This is a genomic window from Paenibacillus sp. FSL E2-8871 (assembly GCF_038000345.1).
Taxonomy (GTDB): domain Bacteria; phylum Bacillota; class Bacilli; order Paenibacillales; family Paenibacillaceae; genus Paenibacillus_AQ.
This window is the reverse complement of record NZ_JBBOBV010000001.1, coordinates 1,702,757-1,720,396: the sequence shown is the minus strand read 5'-3', so window position 1 is coordinate 1,720,396 and position 17,640 is coordinate 1,702,757. Positions and strand designations below refer to the sequence as shown.

The window sequence follows — 17,640 nt, the reverse complement described above, 5'->3', positions numbered from 1 at the left end:
AATCACTTAGCAATCCATCCGTTAGCACCGGTTCCGCTTTCCTTCACATAAAAAGTTGCTTTCGCTACACCATCTGTTCGCATAGCCAGACTGCCAATCGGAGCGGTAATCGTTCCCTCAGGCGATCCTTCCACGATAAATACTGCAGGAAGTAATGTTCCACCAACGAGTCGGACTGCCCGTTTGAAGTTACCATAGGTAGAGAACCATTCAGTTAAAGCATACGGATTATACAAGGTACCAAGAGAAGTACCCTGCATGGCAACCAATGTTTCGAATTCTAGAATGCGTTTTACCTTTACAGAACGGGTATCAAACACTGCTACATTGTTCAGGTGCAGGAAGGGCTTAGCTGCACCATAAGATGACGCTAGCACGACTTGATTGGTCCCGCTGTTACGGACAATCATATTGTCGACAGTAACCATCGCGTCAGACTCTGTTGTGAATAATTGTAAGGTACTGCCCGTTAAGTCCTGTGCATCTATCGTCCCCACATAAAGATCTCCTCCGTCGATTCGGACTCCGCTTGCTAAGGTGGAACCCGAGCCGTACATCCCTAACGAGCCGATATGCAATCTTGGTTTTCCTCCAGCAGCATTAAACGCAGCAAAGATCGCAGGACCTCCGATGCCATCGAAGCTCGCACTAGCGATATCAATAAATTGTGAATAGATCGTCTGTAGACCGTAACTAGCTTTATGATCGGTGGAACGAATAAATAAGTTACTGATTTTCAGCGTTAGTCCATAAGACAGTATAGCAGGACTCACTGATCCACTAACACGCATATCAAGTGAACCGATGTCGAGGGTCCAAAGTCTAGCGATTTCATCTGTAAGCCCTGCAGACAGATCATTCCCAAAACCAATGGTAGTCAAGGAATCGAAGCGTTGATAGAAGCTGCGAGTTCCTTTGAATTCATCGGGTTCCAAGTCTAGAGAGTTGGCTCCAGTGAAGCTAGGTGCTCCACCGCGATTGTTGTTTAGGACGGCTCTGTTGACATGAAGTTGATCTACAAAATGGATGACGAAGTTCTTTCGGCCAGCCGTTTCACAGCGCGCATACCCAATCTGCACATTAACGGATGGAATTTCTTCCGTACCTCCAATAAAAATATTATCACCGTAGCAATCATGGGAGTACACCGATTCGATGGATATATTTTGCGCAGAAGAAATGAACAAGCCGTGAAGCTGATCGTTGACGTTTGATTTCACTGTCGAAGCACTTCCATCAATTTCGAGAGCGCCCGTTATCGTGATATTAGAGGCGTTTAAGATGACAAGTACTCTTGTATCTGATGGAGGGTTCGAAGCCAGTGACAGCTTAGACCCCGCTTCAAAGCTCAGGTTAGTTCCGGTTGGAATGCGAAGACACCACCATTCAAGGCTGGAAGGATTACGCATGCGACCTGAAGATACTTTATATACACCAGGCGGGAAAATAACAACCTTGCGTTTGGTATTTCCAGCATTGATTGCATTTTGAATCGCGACGGTGTCATCTTTGATACCATTCCCTGTAGCTCCATAGGATCGAACATTCACGTAACCGTTAGTCTCAGGATCTAATTTAATAGAAGTGACCGCGCCGTCTGAAATAACGGACGTTGTTACAGAATTATCTGGAATAGGTGCAGTTGCCATATACTTCACTCCTTTATTTTTTAATTTGAAATATAAGGCTAAGTTTCACGTTGTATATCATCCCTATACTTCTACGAGTAACGGTTGTCGTCCAAAAAAGGATGGCAACATCGTTTCTTCTTAAGTATTTTATGTGAACTTTTCTACAGATGCACGGTACAAAGAGCACTCTTAAAGGGCGAAAGGAGTTTTTTATTTGAAGGTATTAGTAACTGGGGGGCTTGGTTTTATTGGGTCACATGTTGTTGATCGGCTTATCAGAGAGGGGATCGAAACTGTAATTGTAGATAATGTATCGGGTGCTTCCGGCTCATTCTATAGAAATCCTTCCGCACTTTTATATCCGTACGACATTCGGGACGAGACACTGGGTGAAGTCTTTAGCCGTGAGAAGCCGGATGTGGTCATTCATCTGGCTGCACAGATTGACGTAAGAGAATCTCAGCGCAATCCATTGTTTGACGCGAATGTGAATATTGTTGGCACACTAAACGTCCTGCGGATGTGTGAGGCCCATCAGGTTGAAAAGATCGTGTACGCCTCGTCGGCCGCTGTATACGGTAATCCTGAATATTTGAGCATTGACGAGAAACATCCCTTAAATCCTGAATCTTGTTATGGGGTATCAAAAAGCGTTCCTGAGTCTTATATTCGGATGTTTGCCAGCATGCATGGGCTGAAGTACACCATTCTTCGTCTTGCGAATGTATATGGACCTCGACAAAGCTCGCATGGTGAGGCAGGTGTCGTTTCCATTTTTCTGGATCGCATAAAGCAAGGCAAGGAACTTGTGATTTATGGGGATGGAGAACAGACCAGGGATTTTGTCTATGTTGAGGATGTTGCACAGGCGTTTGTAAATGCGGCTTGTACAGATGAGAATGCGGATAATCAGATCATAAATATTAGCTGCGGGGTGGCGACCTCCATTAATACGATTGTAGAAATGATAGGCGGTATTACAGGTCGGGAATCCCAGACAACCTATGAACAGGCTCGACCGGGAGATATTCTTCACAGCTACTTAAACAATAGTAAAGCAAACGAGTTGATGTCCTGGTCACCTCACCATGATCTTCACCAGGGACTCAAGAAGACGATTGCAGCCCGATTGACTGTAGGCAGTGCTGTGGACCATTAATCGCAAATATCGAAAGGGGTTATCCCCATGGAACGAAAATTAAATTCGGAAATGTTTGTTCTACGAAGTATTGCCTGCTTAAGTATAGCGCTGTTACATGCTTTATATCGAGTCTATGACGATGGGAACACGCCTTGGGTAGAGTCAGTGGGTCTACTGCTTACATTTGGCACACCGGTATTCGTATTTATCTCGCAATTCGTATTGTCTTTTGCATATCCGGACGGAATTCCCGCGAAATTTTGGGAGAAACGGATCAAGTATATTTTGCTTCCTTACTTTTTTTTCGGAGCTTTGTACGCAGGGTTAAAAGGATTGGATATGGCGGGCAGTGAGGGGATTCCGCTTCTTCAAGCTTTTTGGTACTTTCTCTGGCGTCATTGGTTACTTGGCGATTTTCATGGCTACTTTATCCTAATTATCTTTCAGTTTTATGCCTTGTTCCTCTTATTTCAAAAGCATGCCAAAAAATTCACTCCACGCTCTATACTGATTGCGTCATTCGTTATTAATGTGGCTTACTTAGGTTTTTTCAATTTCACCAAACCCGTAGATACGGTAGCTGCTCAATATATTTGGGATAAATTGTATTGGGTTTTCTCTCCGGGGTGGATTTTCTACTTTACTGTGGCTTATTACTTGGGGCGAAATGAGGCTTGGTTCCGGGAAAAATTAAAACAGTTCCGTTTAGCTGTCTACGTGCTTCCAGTTGTAACAGGCGCGTTTGTGCTATTCGTGAATGGGCAAGGCTGGATTACGGCACATAGTTCCAAGAGAATTGATATGTTACTTTTCGCCATGAGCATGATTCTACTACTATTCACAGTGGCTTCTTCATTGAAAAAAGTGCCGCGTGTGCTGGAGTGGAGCAGTAGATACTCCTTCGGCATATATTTGCTCCACCCGTTGTTGTTGGCTTTATTCGTCAAACTTCCTTCTTCGTTCGGGTTGCAAAACCTTGGACTATTCAGTGTGCTTCTCCAATTTGTTGGATGTGTGGTAGGATCGGCGATCATCATGAACATAGCGAATCGTATTCCAGGCGGAGCCTTTGTGTTCGGTCGAGTCGGGATTGGAATCAATCAGAGAAAACCCCCGAAACCGCTGGATAAGCCCATAAGCTCGAGTATAGGGAACATGAACTAGCTAAAAATAGACCACTAAACTTCCGTTTTTCAGGTGATTAGTGGTCTTTTAATATTGTCTTGGCTCTTACATCGCACTAGTTTCGGACCGTATAGTTGTTATTTCTATAAAAACACACATTTTGGTATTGGTTTTGAGCAAAAAGCAGCATCTGAGTCCAATAATCTCGCAAAATGGACAAAACCATTAAAATAAGGGCACCTCAGACCGATCAATAATCGAGGGGATCTGAAATAGTTGGAATTATCGGTGAATCCTATTATAATGGGTTTCTTGATTAAATGTAATTATGAATATTCAAACATTTACATCCAGAGAATAATGCATCGTGCAGAACTTTAGGAGGAAACGAAAGTGGAACTTGGAATAAGTACCTTTGTCGAGACAACGCCCGATGTCCAAACGGGTGAGACAATAAGTCATGCAGAACGACTACGTGAAGTAGTGGAGGAAATTGTACTTGCCGAAGAGGTGGGACTAGATGTATACGGAGTGGGCGAGCATCATCGTAATGATTATGCGGCTTCATCACCTGCGGTTGTGTTAGCTGCAGCTGCATCGTTGACTTCGAAAATTCGTTTGACCAGTGCCGTAATGATCCTGTCTTCAGCAGATCCCGTACGTGTATTTCAAGATTTTGCAACACTAGATGGCATTTCGAATGGACGTGCAGAAATTATGATCGGCCGCGGCTCGTTTACAGAGTCTTTTCCATTATTCGGCTATGATCTGAAAGATTATGAAGAACTCTTTAATGAGAAGCTGGAATTGTTATTAGCCATCCAAAAGTCAGAAAAAGTAACCTGGAGTGGTAAACATCGAGCGGCCATAAAGAATTTGGGGATTTACCCGCGTCCGGTTCAAGATCCGTTACCGATTTGGATTGGGAGTGCAGGTAGTCCAGAGTCTGCGATCCGCACTGGAGCATTAGGTTTACCTTTTGTATTAGCTATTATTGGAAATGTTCAGCCGCTTGATTATGCGAAGCATGTGCAGCTTTACAAAAAAGCAGCGGCTGAAGCCGGATATGATCTTTCAAGCCTGCCTATTGCCTCACACTCACACGGGTTTATTGCTGAGACTAATGAGTTAGCACTGGAGAAATTTTTCCCTTCAACGCATGCTCGGACCAATGTGCGGGCGAAGGAAAAAGGGACACCGCCATACCATCGTTCCGATTATGATGCAGCATGCAGCTTTGATGGCGCTCTGTACGTAGGTGATCCAGAAACCGTTGCGAACAAAATCATTCATCTTCGCAAGCATGTGGGAATTACGCGATTCTTTTTACATATGCCCCACGGTACAATGCCTCATGAGGATGTTATGCAGGCGATTAGACTGCTGGGAACGGAAGTAGCTCCTCGTGTTCGTGAAGAAGTAGCGCGCTGGGAAGCAAGTAATCGTTAACGAATAAGCTGCGTCCTTAGGACGTGGCTTTTTTTGTGCGGTATACTAAAATAACGAATAACGTTATATAAGGGAGGGGCAATGGAGACTATTCATTATTTATCTCAATTCAATTTGCTTCAATCGTTAGCGCTGGAAGATCTAATGGAAATGGAAGAGTTAACTCGAATAACAGTAGTTCCGAAAAATACATATATCCAGACACCGACAACCTTCTCTGAAGGATTATTTTTTGTGAAAAAAGGAAAGGTGCGTTTATACCGATTGAATGCGGATGGGAAGCAGTTTACTTCGGATATTCTGAGTGAGGGTAATGTTTTTGGTGAAATGAACGTGATTTCGTTTGGAACCAAAGATCATTACATTGAAGCCATGGAAGAGTGTCATATCTGTACAATTGATCCTGTAAGATTTGAAGAATTCGTAGCTACTCGACCTAGATTTTTGATGTCATTAATGCAAGTATTGAGTGATCGTATAAAAAGTATGAGTCAGTTAACTCAAAACCTAGCCATCGGAAATCTGCATGATAAAATATTGTGCGTTCTTTTAAAGCTATCTGATCAACTAGGCGTTAAAAGTGAGGATAATTATTATAAAATCAATGTTCCACTGTCACATCAAGAAATCGCCAATTTGATTGGTGCGAGCAGAGAAGCGGTTACTGTGGCATTGCAAGAATTGGTAAAAGCTGAGGTGCTTCAGACTGGGTTCAAAACTATACGTATCCATCATGATAAGATTTTGGAAAGAAATTTATAAAGATTATGAGTTGTAAATGAGATTACATCTTTGTGGTTAGAAATACCCGTATCCTAGATATAAGAAGAAGGTTATCCAAGCCTTTAAAATCATAGGTGAAGGGAAGATTTCTATGGAGCATAGGAAGGGAGCTCGAAAAGTTAGCGATATTCCTGCTGATGTTGTAGGACTATTGCATAAAGGACAATTACAGACTGTAAATCTAACGGAATGGCTTGCTGTCGACCATATGGTTTTGTTGGAAAATGTGCTGGACGAGCTAGGTTTTGGACAGGAATCCGAACTAATTTTACAAAGGCTTCGCGATTCATCGGAAAAGAAAATCATGAAGCTCATACCGGCTATCGCGCGGGAGTGGCAACAGGTATTGGAGTGCAAATCAGAGGTGGAACAAGTCCGAGTATTCTCAGCTTTAGCGCAGCATCGTTCCGATAGTGTCCGCTGTTGGGCTGCCTATATGATCGGTCTAAATCAATCTTTAAGTCTATCGCAAAAGCTAATGGATATCCGTCCCTTTGCAGCGGATGATCATTTTGGGGTACGTGAGATTTCATGGATGGCTTTAAGGGAATCGGTCATTGCAGAATTGGATGAATCCATTAAGTTCTTAGAGAGCTGGGTTCATGATCAAGATACGAACATAAGGAGATATGCAATCGAATTGACGCGGCCACATGGGGTATGGGCGAAGCATATTACTGCGCTAAAAGAAAACCCAGCAATAGCACTTCAATTATTAGAACCACTTAAGTCAGATCCGGCAAAATACGTTCAGGATTCTGTAAGTAATTGGTTGAACGATGCGAGTAAAAGCAATCCAGACTGGGTGCAACAGCTTAGTGAGAAGTGGTTAATTTCTTCGGATTCCAAGGAAACGAAACGGATTGTAACACGGGCAACTAGGAGTATTACTGATCTACGTTGAAAATGAATTGTCGCTTTAGAATGGATGATAAACGTCAAACACTATGGCTAATTAGCTAATAAGTGTTGGCGTTTTTTTATTGTAACGAAGAAGGGGGCTTGGATAATTAAAGATATCTAATAGTTCTGATTTATTATTTAAACCTAGAAGCGCATAAATATTTATATTGTTAATCTCGTATCCTTATGTTATACTCAAAAACACAAAATGTTATAAAAACTAACACAAAATTGAGTTGAGGAGGATTTGACTATGAAAATACAAATATTTCTGAAGGTTAGTGTCATTTTATCGGCGGTTTTGTTAGCTGACTCGTCAGTTAATGTTATTTTTGCTGACGCGATGGAAAGTGCGTATAAACCGAAAACGCATGTTCTAAAGGCGAATTCGGAGACTGTTCGCTGGGGGAATATTGGTAAAGGTGATCCAGCTTTAACAGTACAATCGGGAGATATTGTGACGGTTGAGGCCATTACGCATCATTCCGGTGATGATTACGATCGGATGATTAAAGGGGATGCGGGTGTTGAAGATGTTTTTCACTGGATAGAAGGGGAGAAGAACGAAGCGCTTCGTGGACCAGGCGTACATATTTTGACGGGACCTATCGCAGTAGAAGGCGCTGAGCCAGGGGATGTTCTGGAAGTGAAGATTCTGGACATGAAGCTGAGACCTAATGGAAATGACCAATATGCAGGCAAAACCTATGGCGTGAATGCCGCGGCGAACTGGGGTTATCTATACGGAGATATGGTTGAGGAGCCGAAAAAACGTGAAGTGGTCACCATCTATGAGATGGATACTGAAGGTGGGACGGATTATGCAACAGCTGTTTATAACTACAAATGGACAGTGCAAACCGATCCGGATGGTCAAGTGCACCCGACAATCGACTACCCAGGTGTAATTGTAGACCATAATACGATTGATAAGAACTTTGATGTATTGAAAGGTATAAAGATTCCAGTACGTCTCCACTTCGGCACGATGGGTGTGGCGCCTAAAGAAGCGGATATTGTAGATTCAGTACCTCCTTCATACAATGGTGGCAACGTTGATGATTGGCGGATTACTGAAGGTGCAACGATGTATTATCCTGTATCCGTACCGGGTGCGCTACTGTCAATTGGTGACCCGCATGCCGGCCAAGGGGATTCAGAGATTAACGGAACTGCGATCGAGACATCAGTTACTGGTGATATACAAGTTATTCTTCATAAAAAAGCAACGCTTAACCAAAAACTGAGTGGGTTAAGTTTCCCATTACTTGAAAATGAATACGAATGGGTTGTGCATGGCTTCAGCTACGCCAATTATTTGGAGGAGCTGGGGGCTAGTGCTCAGACGGATATTTTCAAAAACTCGTCCATCGACAAAGCAATGAAGGATGCCGCTCATAAAACAAAAGATTTTTTAATGGCTGGAATGGAATTGAGCGAGGATGAAGCGTACTCACTGATGTCTGTGTCCGCGGATTTTGGAATTACACAGGTGGTGGATGGAAACTGGGGTGTGCATGCTTTGATCGATAAAGGCCAATTCGGTGATTCGGAGCGCAAGGCAGTGGGATTACGTAGCAGCTTTGAAAGCTTTGGTGCGAAGGTGAGCTGGAAGCTGACTACTCAGACAGTAACTATAAGCTACAATAATAATGTTCTAGAGATGAAAGTCGGGGCGACGACAGGAATGTACAATGGAGAGATCGTTAAGCTTGTTGCTCCAATAGAAGTTGTAAAAGAGAAGGTTCAGGTCAGCGAATATTTCGCGAAATTTTATAAAGCTAAGTTATCTAAAACAGAGTAGGTTGAATTAGCAATCATTTCATAAACATAATAAGATCCAAACCAGAGAAGAACCGTCTTAAAGTCGGTTCTTTTTTTTATATATTTAGACCATCCTGATTTTTGTGGCGTTTTAATAAGATTTGGTTTTCTACACGGACTAGACCATCCAGACAGTAGATGGATTCATGCATAAACCGCTCCATCTCTTCAAGGTTCTCAACTAGAATATGAATGTGAAGAATGCATGGCCCTGTCATTTCATAAAGTACGGCTACGCGTTCATTTTCTTTTAGGACTCTGACAATATGATTTAAATGGGCAGGCTCCACTTCAAGCTCTAGATACGCCGAAATTTTCTTTCCTAATTTTTCTGCGTTGATGACGATTGAGAATTGCTCAATAATTCCTTGATTGACGAGCCGATCAATACGATCCTTAACCGCGACACTTGATAAATTAACTTCTTTAGCTAGATCGGTGTAGGAAATTCTGCTGTTTTGAGTTAGGCGTTCTAATATATGATTATCGATTGGATCAAGCATACGGAGTCGTTCACCTCTTTTTTCGTAATTGTAACAGAAAAAAACAGGCAATGACTAGTAGTGCGTCACAGCAGGAGTGTGTCTCAGCATTCTCAGCTTAAGATGTTGACATTGAAGAATTATTTCACTATACTGGCTGTAATCTTATATACGATATACGTTGAAGAAGCCCAGTAGTAGCTTAGTCCCTGTTTCAGAAAGCCGGGGGTTGATGAAACCCGGTACACACTAAGAGTACGAATTACACTTTGGAGTATCTCGGCTAACACCGAGCGGAATGGCGAACGATATCTCGTCACGAGTGGCATCAATGCTGTGTTTTAGCATTAGCGTTTCATTGGTGCAATCTGGGTGGTAACACGGTTATTCAATCGTCCCTATGTCTACAATAGACAAGGGGACGATTTTTTTGTTTTTAAATATAAGGGTTTATTTGTTTCACTTCATCAACTATCCTTATATTCGATTGGCGGACTGATGATTCGTTATAGGATATCTACTAATTTAAGGGGTGTTAGGCAATGAATATTATCGATGAACTAGAATGGCGCGATGCCATCAATCAACAAACCGATGCCGAAGGGCTTAGAGAATTGACCAACCAGAAATCCGTTTCGGTGTACTGCGGTGTAGACCCGACGGGTGACAGTATGCATATTGGTCACTTGATTCCGTTCATGGTACTCAAAAGATTCCAGCTTGCAGGACATCGTCCGGTTATGCTAATTGGCGGTGCTACGGGTACGATCGGTGATCCAAGTGGACGACAATCCGAGCGTTCATTGCAGACGCTGGAGCAAATCCAAGCTAACGTAGATGCGCTTACCGCACAAATGAAAAAACTGTTCGTTACTGATGGCGACAATCAAATTCGTATGGTGAATAACTACGATTGGACGCATAAAATCAATGTGATCGAATTTTTGCGTGACTATGGTAAGAACTTCAGCATCAATTCGATGCTTGCCAAAGATGTTGTAGCGAGCAGATTGGACAGCGGAATTTCCTTTACTGAATTCTCCTACCAAATCCTTCAATCCCTAGATTACCTGCATCTGTACCAGCATGAAGATGTGCAGCTCCAAATTGGTGGCTCCGATCAATGGGGCAACATTACAAGCGGTCTGGATCTGATCCGTAGAAAAGAAGGACCTGAAGCAAAAGCATTCGGTCTAACGATCCCGCTTATGTTGAAAGCTGATGGAACAAAATTCGGTAAATCAGCTGGAGGGGCAATCTGGCTCGATCCAAACAAAACGACTGCGTTTGAGTTCTACCAGTTCTGGGCGAACACTGATGACCGTGATGTTGTGAAATACTTGAAGTACTTTACATTCCTATCTAAAGAGCAAATTGATGCACTTGCGGAAAAAGTACAGACTGAACCGCATAAACGCGAAGCACAAAAAACACTTGCTGAAGAAATGACCAGATTCGTGCATGGTGAAGAATTGCTGGAGCAGGCTAAACGTATTACTGCTGCTCTGTTCAGTGGAGATATCAAATCCCTAACTGCTGATGAGATCGAGCAAGGCTTCAAGGAAATGCCGACCTACGAAACTACACTGGAATCTAAAAATATCGTAGAGTGGTTAATTGATCTCGGTATCGAGCCGTCTAAGCGTCAAGCACGTGAGGATATCACCAAAGGAGCAATCTCCATGAATGGTGAGAAAGTTAGCGACGTAGCACTGGAAGTTACAGCTAGCGAAGCTATCGGCGGCCGGTTTATCATTATCCGTAAGGGTAAGAAAAACTACAGCTTGGTGAAATTGTCCTAAAAATAAGAGCCTTCCTTATGAATAAGGGAGGTTTTTTGTTGTATTTTAAGTATAGAGGCGGATCATTTGCATATTAAGTGAAATTTGAAAGGTGAAATAGCGAAAATTATGGTAAGCTTAGGATTCGTGTGATTTATGGATTAACATGATATTCTACAACTATAACAGAAAATTAGGAGTGGTAATTTGAGAAGACAAAAACCAATGACCATGGAAGAATTGATGAATGAGTTACAAGGACAGAAAACGTATCAAGAAGATCCCAATCACATCTCTTTCGAGAAATTGTTTAATGAAGCGTTTATGAGTAAGTATTCCAATTACAAAAGTTTCGATGAGTTTGTAACCAAAGGAAACTTTCAAGTAAAGACAGAAGAAGATGTTGCTGACATACCTGATGAACTTTTTGATCGTCATGTAGTTAGAGAAACTAAATTTGCGGATTGGAAATCAATGTTGGAAACAGCGAATAAGGAATACGTCCGTAATTAAAGAAACAGTGTCTGGTAATGCTCTATTTATCTTCAAAGAAAATACACTCCCCATTGTTTTAACAGACAATGGGGAGTGTATTTTTTTATCTCTAGATATTCGACAAACTATGATGTTTTACTCATCGTTGATGCACATACCTATGATTTAATTGAAGAAATAGGAAATAGGTTTCATAAAGGTTGTATTTATATAGGAGGGGCAGAATCGTATGACAACTTGCATACAGACCTCGAGGCCTGAGACTCTTCATGTCATGTGGAAAACCGTCTCGGAGGATTGTAATTTAACCTGTGATTATTGCTATTACAGCACAGCAGGGGGACATCCTCATCATCCGATCCGAGTGATGGATACGGATCTTCTGGAGCGGTTTATCGCTCAGTACATGAAAAGATCATCTGGTATAGCGACTTTCTCTTGGCAAGGAGGGGAGCCGCTATTAGCCGGACTTCCATATTTTGAACGCGTGATTTCACTCCAAGCTAAGTACGCTCCACCTCATACGATGATCAGTAATGCGCTGCAGACCAACGGAACGCTAATTCATGAGAAATGGGCGAAATTTTTTAAACGGTACAACTATTTGGTTGGGATTAGTGTGGACGGTCCTGAGCCTATTCATGATGCACATCGTATAACGGGTTCGGGGAAAGGTAGTTATGATCTAGTTATGCGTGGGATTCGCCATCTACAGAATGAAGGTGTGGACTATAGTATTCTGACGGTGATTCATGAAGATAATGTGATGAAACCAGACGAATTGATGGCATTCTACCAGGAACAACAATTTCCTTATATTCAGTTTATCCCTTGCATGGATTTTGTTTCACAGAAGAGTGATATGCCTGGCCGCTTTCGAATTACACCTGAACAATACGGAGCGTTTCTATGCCGTACATTTGATCTGTGGTACAACGATGGGTATCCGGAGCTTCCCATTCGTATTTTTGAGAATATGCTTCTAGTATTCATGCATCATGAGGCGGAGTTATGCGTCCACAACTCATGCTGCCCGAAGATGATGGTGCTTGAAACGAACGGGGATGCCTATCCTTGCGATTTCTTTATAGATGAAGAGCACAAGTTAGGAAATATCGGCCATACCGACCTTGAAGCATTGCTTACCAGCCCCATATATGATGACTTTTTGTTAATGAAACCCAATATGAATGAATCATGCTATAAGTGTGAGTATCTTAGCTTTTGCAATGGGGGATGTCCGCGCAACCGGAATTGGCTTGATGTTCATGATCGTACTGAGGTTGATTATTTCTGCCGTAGTTATAAAATGTTCTACTCATATGCCTATGAACGGATGATACTGCTAGCAAACCGACTTAAATCGGAGCAGATGCTGGAGTTCAGGAAAAGTGCCAAACCACTTCCAGGTAGAAATGATCCATGTCTCTGCGGAAGCGGGAAAAAATTTAAGAGTTGCTGTCAACCACTATAGCTCAAATTAAAAAAAGGCTGTCCCAACAATCATGCAAATGGTTGTGGGACAACCTTTTTATTATGTTAAAGAACCATTTGATTTCTCACCATAATAGCCGCGCCAGTCACCACAGCTTCTTCTTTTAATGTACCTAGGGAGAAGTGAGGTTGGTATTCAGGATAACGGTAAGTGTTTCGCTGTGCCACTTCAACCGCCGTTTGGAAAAACAACTCGTGAGAGTGGATGAGCGCACCACCTAGAATGATGGTCCCAGGATGAAACAGGTTGATAACGTTGGCGAGGCCAATACCGAAGTGAATGGCGGCTTGAGTAAATAATTCACGCGCATGTGGATTACCGTCTCTAAAGGCTTGTACCAATACATCATAAGTTAGTTTCTCAGGCGCCACTTTATATCTTTGGAAGATCAGATCGTTGTCTATTTTCGCCTCTGAGCGCGCACTTTGTTCTAGCGCCTGCACAGATACGAATGCTTCCAGAGCTCCGTAGTTCCCTTCATTATTTAATCGGGGTCCATCTGTCTGGATGATCATTTGACCAATGGCATCTTCCATATCCATCGTGCCATGAACAATACTTCCATGCGACATCATCGCATAGCGGAGTCCTGCTCCAGCATGAACATAGAGCATATGTTGAATGTTAGCGTGACGGATGGACCATCGTTCTCCAAGGAGTGCGGAATTGGCACCGTTGTCGAGTAAAGCTTTGAAGCCCGTTCGTTCCTGCACCAGTTTGCAAATAGGGAGATTGTTCCATCCAGAAGAAGGGAAGTGTAGCGGTTTTAAGATTAAACCATTTTCCCGGTCAAGCGGTCCCACTGCTCCTATTCCTATCCCAATAATTTGACTGTCCTTCAGCTGATGGTCTCTAAGGAAGGCGCGTATTTGATTACTTATGTGATCCATAAATCTTTCAGGTGTGAATGCCTGATCCATTCGCCAGTGAACAATTGATTTTGGGTTCATTTGCATATCAAATAAACCAAGGGAAGAATACAGTCTGGAAATCTCTAAACCGATGATGTAGCCGTAGGAAGGATTGATCTGGTATAAAATAGGTCTTCTGCCTCCGCTAGATTCCCCGAATCCGCATTCTATCAGCAAGCCTTCTTCCGTCATCTCATCTAATATTCGGGTCATTGTGCTTTTGGTAAGTGAAAATGTCTGTAGAAGATCTAACTTGGAAACAGTGCCTTGTTCGGCGATTCGGTCGTATAGGAGTTTTTTTGGTGATGGAATGTGTGTCGAGCGCTTTTCCACGATATACCTCCAAGCTATATATAGGATGAACTAGTAAGATCGTATTTTATAAAGTTTGTATTTATTAACATTAATATAGTATAACGCATAAACCATAGATTGTATTTTACCGTTCAAAAAACTTAATTCCATTTTGGGAAAAAGTGATATAATGAAATTACGACAGAAAACATAAGGGTGGAATCCATGAGAACAACTATGAAAACAAATGTGACTACGAATACAGACCTAAGGATAAGTCTATTGTTCCAGTTGTTTTGGGTATTTGTTCGAATCGGTCCCGTAACTTTCGGGGGAGGTTATGCGATGATCCCTATGATCGAACGGGAAATTTCCACTAAACGGAAATGGCTGGCTGAAGAGGAGATGGATGAAATTCTATCTTTAGCTGGCGCAGCACCAGGTGGGGTAGGTGTAAATGCGGCGGCATTCATTGGTTATCGTCTTGCTGGTGTGAAGGGTGCGATTGCTGCAATCGCTGGGATTACGATTCCAACCTTTATCATTGTTTGTTTGCTTAGCGCCGTTTACTCACAACTGGCCGACCAACCAAAAGTTATTGCCGCCATGAAGGGGATTCATGGTGCTGTTATTGCTTTGATCCTAGTAGCAGCATATCGAATGGCCAAGAACGCTATATTTGACAAGACTACGGCTGTTACAGCGTTGGTTATACCGATTGTTTTATTAGTTTCCGGAATCAATCCCATTTACGTGATCGCAGTTGGATTGATTATTGGTTTTGTATATATGCCAATCAAACAGCTCTTAGGGCTCCAAGTTCGGACAGAGAAGGATTCCTTGAAAGCTTCTGATGAAGAATCGAATTATCCGGAGTATTACATCTAGGGGGAAGCGATGTGATTTGGAATTTATTTTTTATCTTTATAAAAATTGGACTGCTCTCCTTTGGAGGAGGGTACGCCATCATTCCGATGATTCAGCATGAAGCTATGGCTGGTGGTTGGTTATCTGAAAGGGAATTTCAAGAGGTAGTTTCCATCGCAGGGATGTCACCGGGCCCTGTTGCTACGAACAGTGCAACCTTGATTGGATATCGTGTAGCCGGAATAGAAGGAGCGATTGTGTCCACATTAGGCATGGTTCTGCCTTCATTAATCATCATCATTGTTATTTCCATCTTTTTTTATCGGGTGAGGGACAGTCAATGGATTAAAACGTTATTTTATGGTTTGCGACCAGTGATTACAGGCTTGATTGCCTATGCTGCGATTCGATTTGGATTAAATAGCATGGAACACGCTTTCATTAGTTGGCAGACCATTGGCACGTTGATCATTGTATTCGCTGCACTTTATGGTTTAATGAAATATAAGCTGCATCCACTCACCATTATCGTTGCCTCGGGCATTCTTGGTGTAGCCTTTTTTTAGACAGAGCCGGGACGATCCCAGATTGGAGGTAAGTACATGTCAGAGAATATACGGGCTTGCTGTTCAGCTAGTCGAAATCAAGTCGAGAAACAAGGTTCCATCGATGTTTGTAAGGAGAACACAACTATCCAAAGACCAGAAGGGGATAAAGATTTCTCGGACATGATCCTTATTCCTGGAGGCACTTTTCTTATGGGGACGGATGACAAAGAAGGGTTCCCCGCAGACGGAGAAGGTCCCGCTAGGAATGTTACCTTATCTCCCTTTTTGATTGATGCAACGGCAGTTACGAATAAGCAGTTTGCTGCTTTTATCAAGGAAACAAACTACGTTACAGATGCGGAGCGTTTCGGTTGGTCTTATGTGTTTCATTCTTTTGTTTCCATGGAGACAGGGAAAAAGGTGATCCAAGTAGCTACTCAAACTCCCTGGTGGTGGGTAGTAGAGGGCGCGAATTGGTGTCATCCGGAAGGTCAGGATTCTCATATAGACGAACGCCTTGATCATCCGGTGATCCACATATCTTGGCATGATGCTGATGCATATTGCAGCTGGGCCGGCAAACGTCTGCCTACGGAAGCGGAGTGGGAGTATGCCGCACGAGGGGGTCTAGTTCAGAAACGATATCCTTGGGGGGACGAATTAAAACCGGGCGGTGAGCATCGCTGCAATATTTGGCAAGGAAAGTTCCCTGATAAAAATCATGCCAGCGACGGTTATGCAGGTACGGCACCTGTGAAATCCTATCTACCTAACGGATATGGTCTTTATAATATGTCAGGAAACGTGTGGGAATGGTGCGAGGATTGGTTTACTAAGGCCTATCATTTAACTTCCGAATCCGAGAATCCGAGAGGCCCGGTAAGTGGTGTAGCAAGGTCGATGCGCGGAGGATCGTATTTGTGCCATAAATCTTATTGTAACCGTTATCGGGTGGCGGCCAGGAGCAAAAATACACCAGACAGCTCTGCAGGAAATATTGGCTTTCGATGTGCGGCTGATTATACCGGTTGAGAATACATAAAGACTACTACATTAGAAGGAGGAACTTCTTTGTCCTCTATCATTCATAGTCAGTTTGATATCACCGTGCTGGACGTCATAAAAATTCAATATCAGAAGCGGGTCTTATTCGATTACGTCCAGTCTTGTTATACCGTCTCGTACATCCAAAAAGGTGAGGTATTGACGACATCCTCCGAGGGAGAATATGTTGCTTCTGCCGGAGACGTGATGATCCACCGTCCTAATGAGCCTTTTAATGTGATCTCCAAAATGGAAGGCGTACATTATCTGTTTAATATTAACGCTAAAGTTAAAGACGGAGATGATTTCTTCAAGTTATTCCCGCTAGGCAAGGTGATTCGGATTCGGGATCAAAGCGAATATGAGCGAAGGTTTGACGAGCTGCGAAGCCTGTGGTTGCAGGAGGAGGAAGATTTCAGAAATGTTCAGGTCGGTTCATTGGCATTTTTTCTCCTTTATGAAATTATGGAGAGCACCAAGCTTGGCGGGCGCCGCTCATCACGAGATCCCTATGTCACGGACCGCTTTAACGAGGCGTTGAAATATATGGAGGAGAGACTTGATCAGGAGATTAGTAGAGAGGAGCTTTCCAAGCTATATCATATGAATCCTGTTTATTTTAGCCGGGCGTTTCAGAAAATATATAAATTGACACCTATGCAAATGTTACGGAAATTACGGCTGCAGCAAGCTAAACAAATGTTGGAGTATACGGATTATACCATCGAGCATATCTCCCAGAGATGTGGTTATTATGATGCTTCGCATTTCAGTAAGGTATTTCGTGGCGAATACGGCAGGGGTCCGGCAGAGTACCGAAAAAGTATCGAATATACAAAAACAAACATCGCTACTCCATAGCGGAGC

The 17,640-nt window shown here is 42.8% G+C and carries 16 protein-coding genes and 1 other annotated feature; of the genes, 13 read left to right on the top strand and 3 right to left on the bottom strand.

Going from position 1 to position 17,640, the window contains the following annotated elements:
• Positions 1-2: 2 nt before the first annotated feature.
• The gene (locus tag NYE25_RS07895; protein ID WP_341145621.1) at positions 3-1,649 is read right to left on the bottom strand and encodes a glycosyl hydrolase family 28-related protein; all 1,647 of its coding nucleotides are present in this window, start codon (positions 1,647-1,649) and stop codon (positions 3-5) included.
• A 196-nt stretch (positions 1,650-1,845) separates the two neighbouring features.
• Here NYE25_RS07895 and NYE25_RS07890 point away from each other — a divergent pair, with 196 nt between their 5' ends.
• The 6 genes from NYE25_RS07890 to NYE25_RS07865 all read left to right on the top strand — a co-directional run bounded on the left by NYE25_RS07890 (position 1,846) and on the right by NYE25_RS07865 (position 8,836).
• The gene (locus NYE25_RS07890) at positions 1,846-2,790 is read left to right on the top strand and encodes an NAD-dependent epimerase/dehydratase family protein (RefSeq protein WP_341145620.1); all 945 of its coding nucleotides are present in this window, start codon (positions 1,846-1,848) and stop codon (positions 2,788-2,790) included.
• A gap of 27 nt (positions 2,791-2,817) precedes the next feature.
• Positions 2,818-3,936, top strand: a complete 1,119-nt coding sequence (locus tag NYE25_RS07885; protein ID WP_149647129.1) for an acyltransferase family protein — start codon at positions 2,818-2,820, stop codon at positions 3,934-3,936.
• A gap of 354 nt (positions 3,937-4,290) precedes the next feature.
• The gene (locus NYE25_RS07880; RefSeq protein WP_076286738.1) at positions 4,291-5,346 is read left to right on the top strand and encodes an LLM class flavin-dependent oxidoreductase; all 1,056 of its coding nucleotides are present in this window, start codon (positions 4,291-4,293) and stop codon (positions 5,344-5,346) included.
• A gap of 81 nt (positions 5,347-5,427) precedes the next feature.
• Complete coding sequence (locus NYE25_RS07875; RefSeq protein ID WP_076286739.1) at positions 5,428-6,108, top strand: Crp/Fnr family transcriptional regulator; 681 nt, start codon at positions 5,428-5,430, stop codon at positions 6,106-6,108.
• A 112-nt stretch (positions 6,109-6,220) separates the two neighbouring features.
• Complete coding sequence (locus NYE25_RS07870) at positions 6,221-7,033, top strand: DNA alkylation repair protein (RefSeq protein WP_341145619.1); 813 nt, start codon at positions 6,221-6,223, stop codon at positions 7,031-7,033.
• Positions 7,034-7,285: 252 nt separating this feature from the next.
• Positions 7,286-8,836, top strand: a complete 1,551-nt coding sequence (locus tag NYE25_RS07865; protein ID WP_076286741.1) for an acetamidase/formamidase family protein — start codon at positions 7,286-7,288, stop codon at positions 8,834-8,836.
• A 76-nt stretch (positions 8,837-8,912) separates the two neighbouring features.
• Here the strand turns inward: NYE25_RS07865 and NYE25_RS07860 are convergent, their stop codons facing one another.
• Positions 8,913-9,359, bottom strand: a complete 447-nt coding sequence (locus NYE25_RS07860; RefSeq protein WP_076286742.1) for an Lrp/AsnC family transcriptional regulator — start codon at positions 9,357-9,359, stop codon at positions 8,913-8,915.
• Positions 9,360-9,510: 151 nt separating this feature from the next.
• Positions 9,511-9,741: a binding site (T-box leader), on the top strand.
• Positions 9,742-9,880: 139 nt separating this feature from the next.
• Between NYE25_RS07860 and tyrS the strand changes: the two genes are divergently transcribed.
• The 3 genes from tyrS (at position 9,881) to NYE25_RS07845 (ending at position 13,088) form a co-directional block, all read left to right on the top strand.
• Entirely contained in the window at positions 9,881-11,140 is a 1,260-nt protein-coding gene (tyrS, locus tag NYE25_RS07855; protein WP_341145618.1) for a tyrosine--tRNA ligase, read from the top strand.
• 204 nt (positions 11,141-11,344) lie between these two features.
• On the top strand, positions 11,345-11,632 hold the full coding sequence (locus NYE25_RS07850) for a hypothetical protein (RefSeq protein ID WP_042189061.1): 288 nt from the start codon (positions 11,345-11,347) through the stop codon (positions 11,630-11,632).
• Positions 11,633-11,843: 211 nt separating this feature from the next.
• Positions 11,844-13,088, top strand: a complete 1,245-nt coding sequence (locus NYE25_RS07845) for an anaerobic sulfatase maturase (RefSeq protein WP_341145617.1) — start codon at positions 11,844-11,846, stop codon at positions 13,086-13,088.
• 65 nt (positions 13,089-13,153) lie between these two features.
• On the opposite strand, the gene NYE25_RS07840 is transcribed toward NYE25_RS07845, so the two are convergent.
• Positions 13,154-14,353: an ROK family protein gene (locus tag NYE25_RS07840; protein ID WP_341145616.1), complete on the bottom strand. Its 1,200-nt coding sequence runs from the start codon at positions 14,351-14,353 to the stop codon at positions 13,154-13,156.
• Between the two features lie 186 nt (positions 14,354-14,539).
• On the opposite strand from NYE25_RS07840, the gene NYE25_RS07835 reads away from it, so the two are divergent.
• From NYE25_RS07835 to NYE25_RS07820, 4 genes are read left to right on the top strand one after another with little or no spacing between them, the layout of a single operon-like run.
• Positions 14,540-15,202 (top strand): chromate transporter, encoded by a 663-nt coding sequence (locus NYE25_RS07835; protein ID WP_256716245.1) that lies wholly within the window; start codon positions 14,540-14,542, stop codon positions 15,200-15,202.
• Between the two features lie 11 nt (positions 15,203-15,213).
• Positions 15,214-15,747: a chromate transporter gene (locus tag NYE25_RS07830; RefSeq protein ID WP_076283424.1), complete on the top strand. Its 534-nt coding sequence runs from the start codon at positions 15,214-15,216 to the stop codon at positions 15,745-15,747.
• Between the two features lie 36 nt (positions 15,748-15,783).
• A complete protein-coding gene (locus tag NYE25_RS07825; protein WP_076298783.1) occupies positions 15,784-16,761 on the top strand; it encodes a formylglycine-generating enzyme family protein in 978 nt (325 codons plus the stop codon).
• A gap of 39 nt (positions 16,762-16,800) precedes the next feature.
• Complete coding sequence (locus NYE25_RS07820) at positions 16,801-17,634, top strand: AraC family transcriptional regulator (RefSeq protein WP_341145615.1); 834 nt, start codon at positions 16,801-16,803, stop codon at positions 17,632-17,634.
• The last annotated feature ends 6 nt before the right edge of the window (positions 17,635-17,640 follow it).

Coding starts and splice junctions, on each gene's coding strand:
- NYE25_RS07875 (WP_076286739.1), top strand. CDS start 5,428: ATGGAGACTATTCATTATTTATCTCAATTCAATTTGCTTCAATCGTTA.
- NYE25_RS07835 (WP_256716245.1), top strand. CDS start 14,540: ATGAGAACAACTATGAAAACAAATGTGACTACGAATACAGACCTAAGG.
- NYE25_RS07850 (WP_042189061.1), top strand. CDS start 11,345: ATGACCATGGAAGAATTGATGAATGAGTTACAAGGACAGAAAACGTAT.
- NYE25_RS07865 (WP_076286741.1), top strand. CDS start 7,286: ATGAAAATACAAATATTTCTGAAGGTTAGTGTCATTTTATCGGCGGTT.
- tyrS (WP_341145618.1), top strand. CDS start 9,881: ATGAATATTATCGATGAACTAGAATGGCGCGATGCCATCAATCAACAA.
- NYE25_RS07885 (WP_149647129.1), top strand. CDS start 2,818: ATGGAACGAAAATTAAATTCGGAAATGTTTGTTCTACGAAGTATTGCC.
- NYE25_RS07860 (WP_076286742.1), bottom strand. CDS start 9,359: ATGCTTGATCCAATCGATAATCATATATTAGAACGCCTAACTCAAAAC.
- NYE25_RS07895 (WP_341145621.1), bottom strand. CDS start 1,649: ATGGCAACTGCACCTATTCCAGATAATTCTGTAACAACGTCCGTTATT.
- NYE25_RS07825 (WP_076298783.1), top strand. CDS start 15,784: ATGTCAGAGAATATACGGGCTTGCTGTTCAGCTAGTCGAAATCAAGTC.
- NYE25_RS07870 (WP_341145619.1), top strand. CDS start 6,221: ATGGAGCATAGGAAGGGAGCTCGAAAAGTTAGCGATATTCCTGCTGAT.
- NYE25_RS07845 (WP_341145617.1), top strand. CDS start 11,844: ATGACAACTTGCATACAGACCTCGAGGCCTGAGACTCTTCATGTCATG.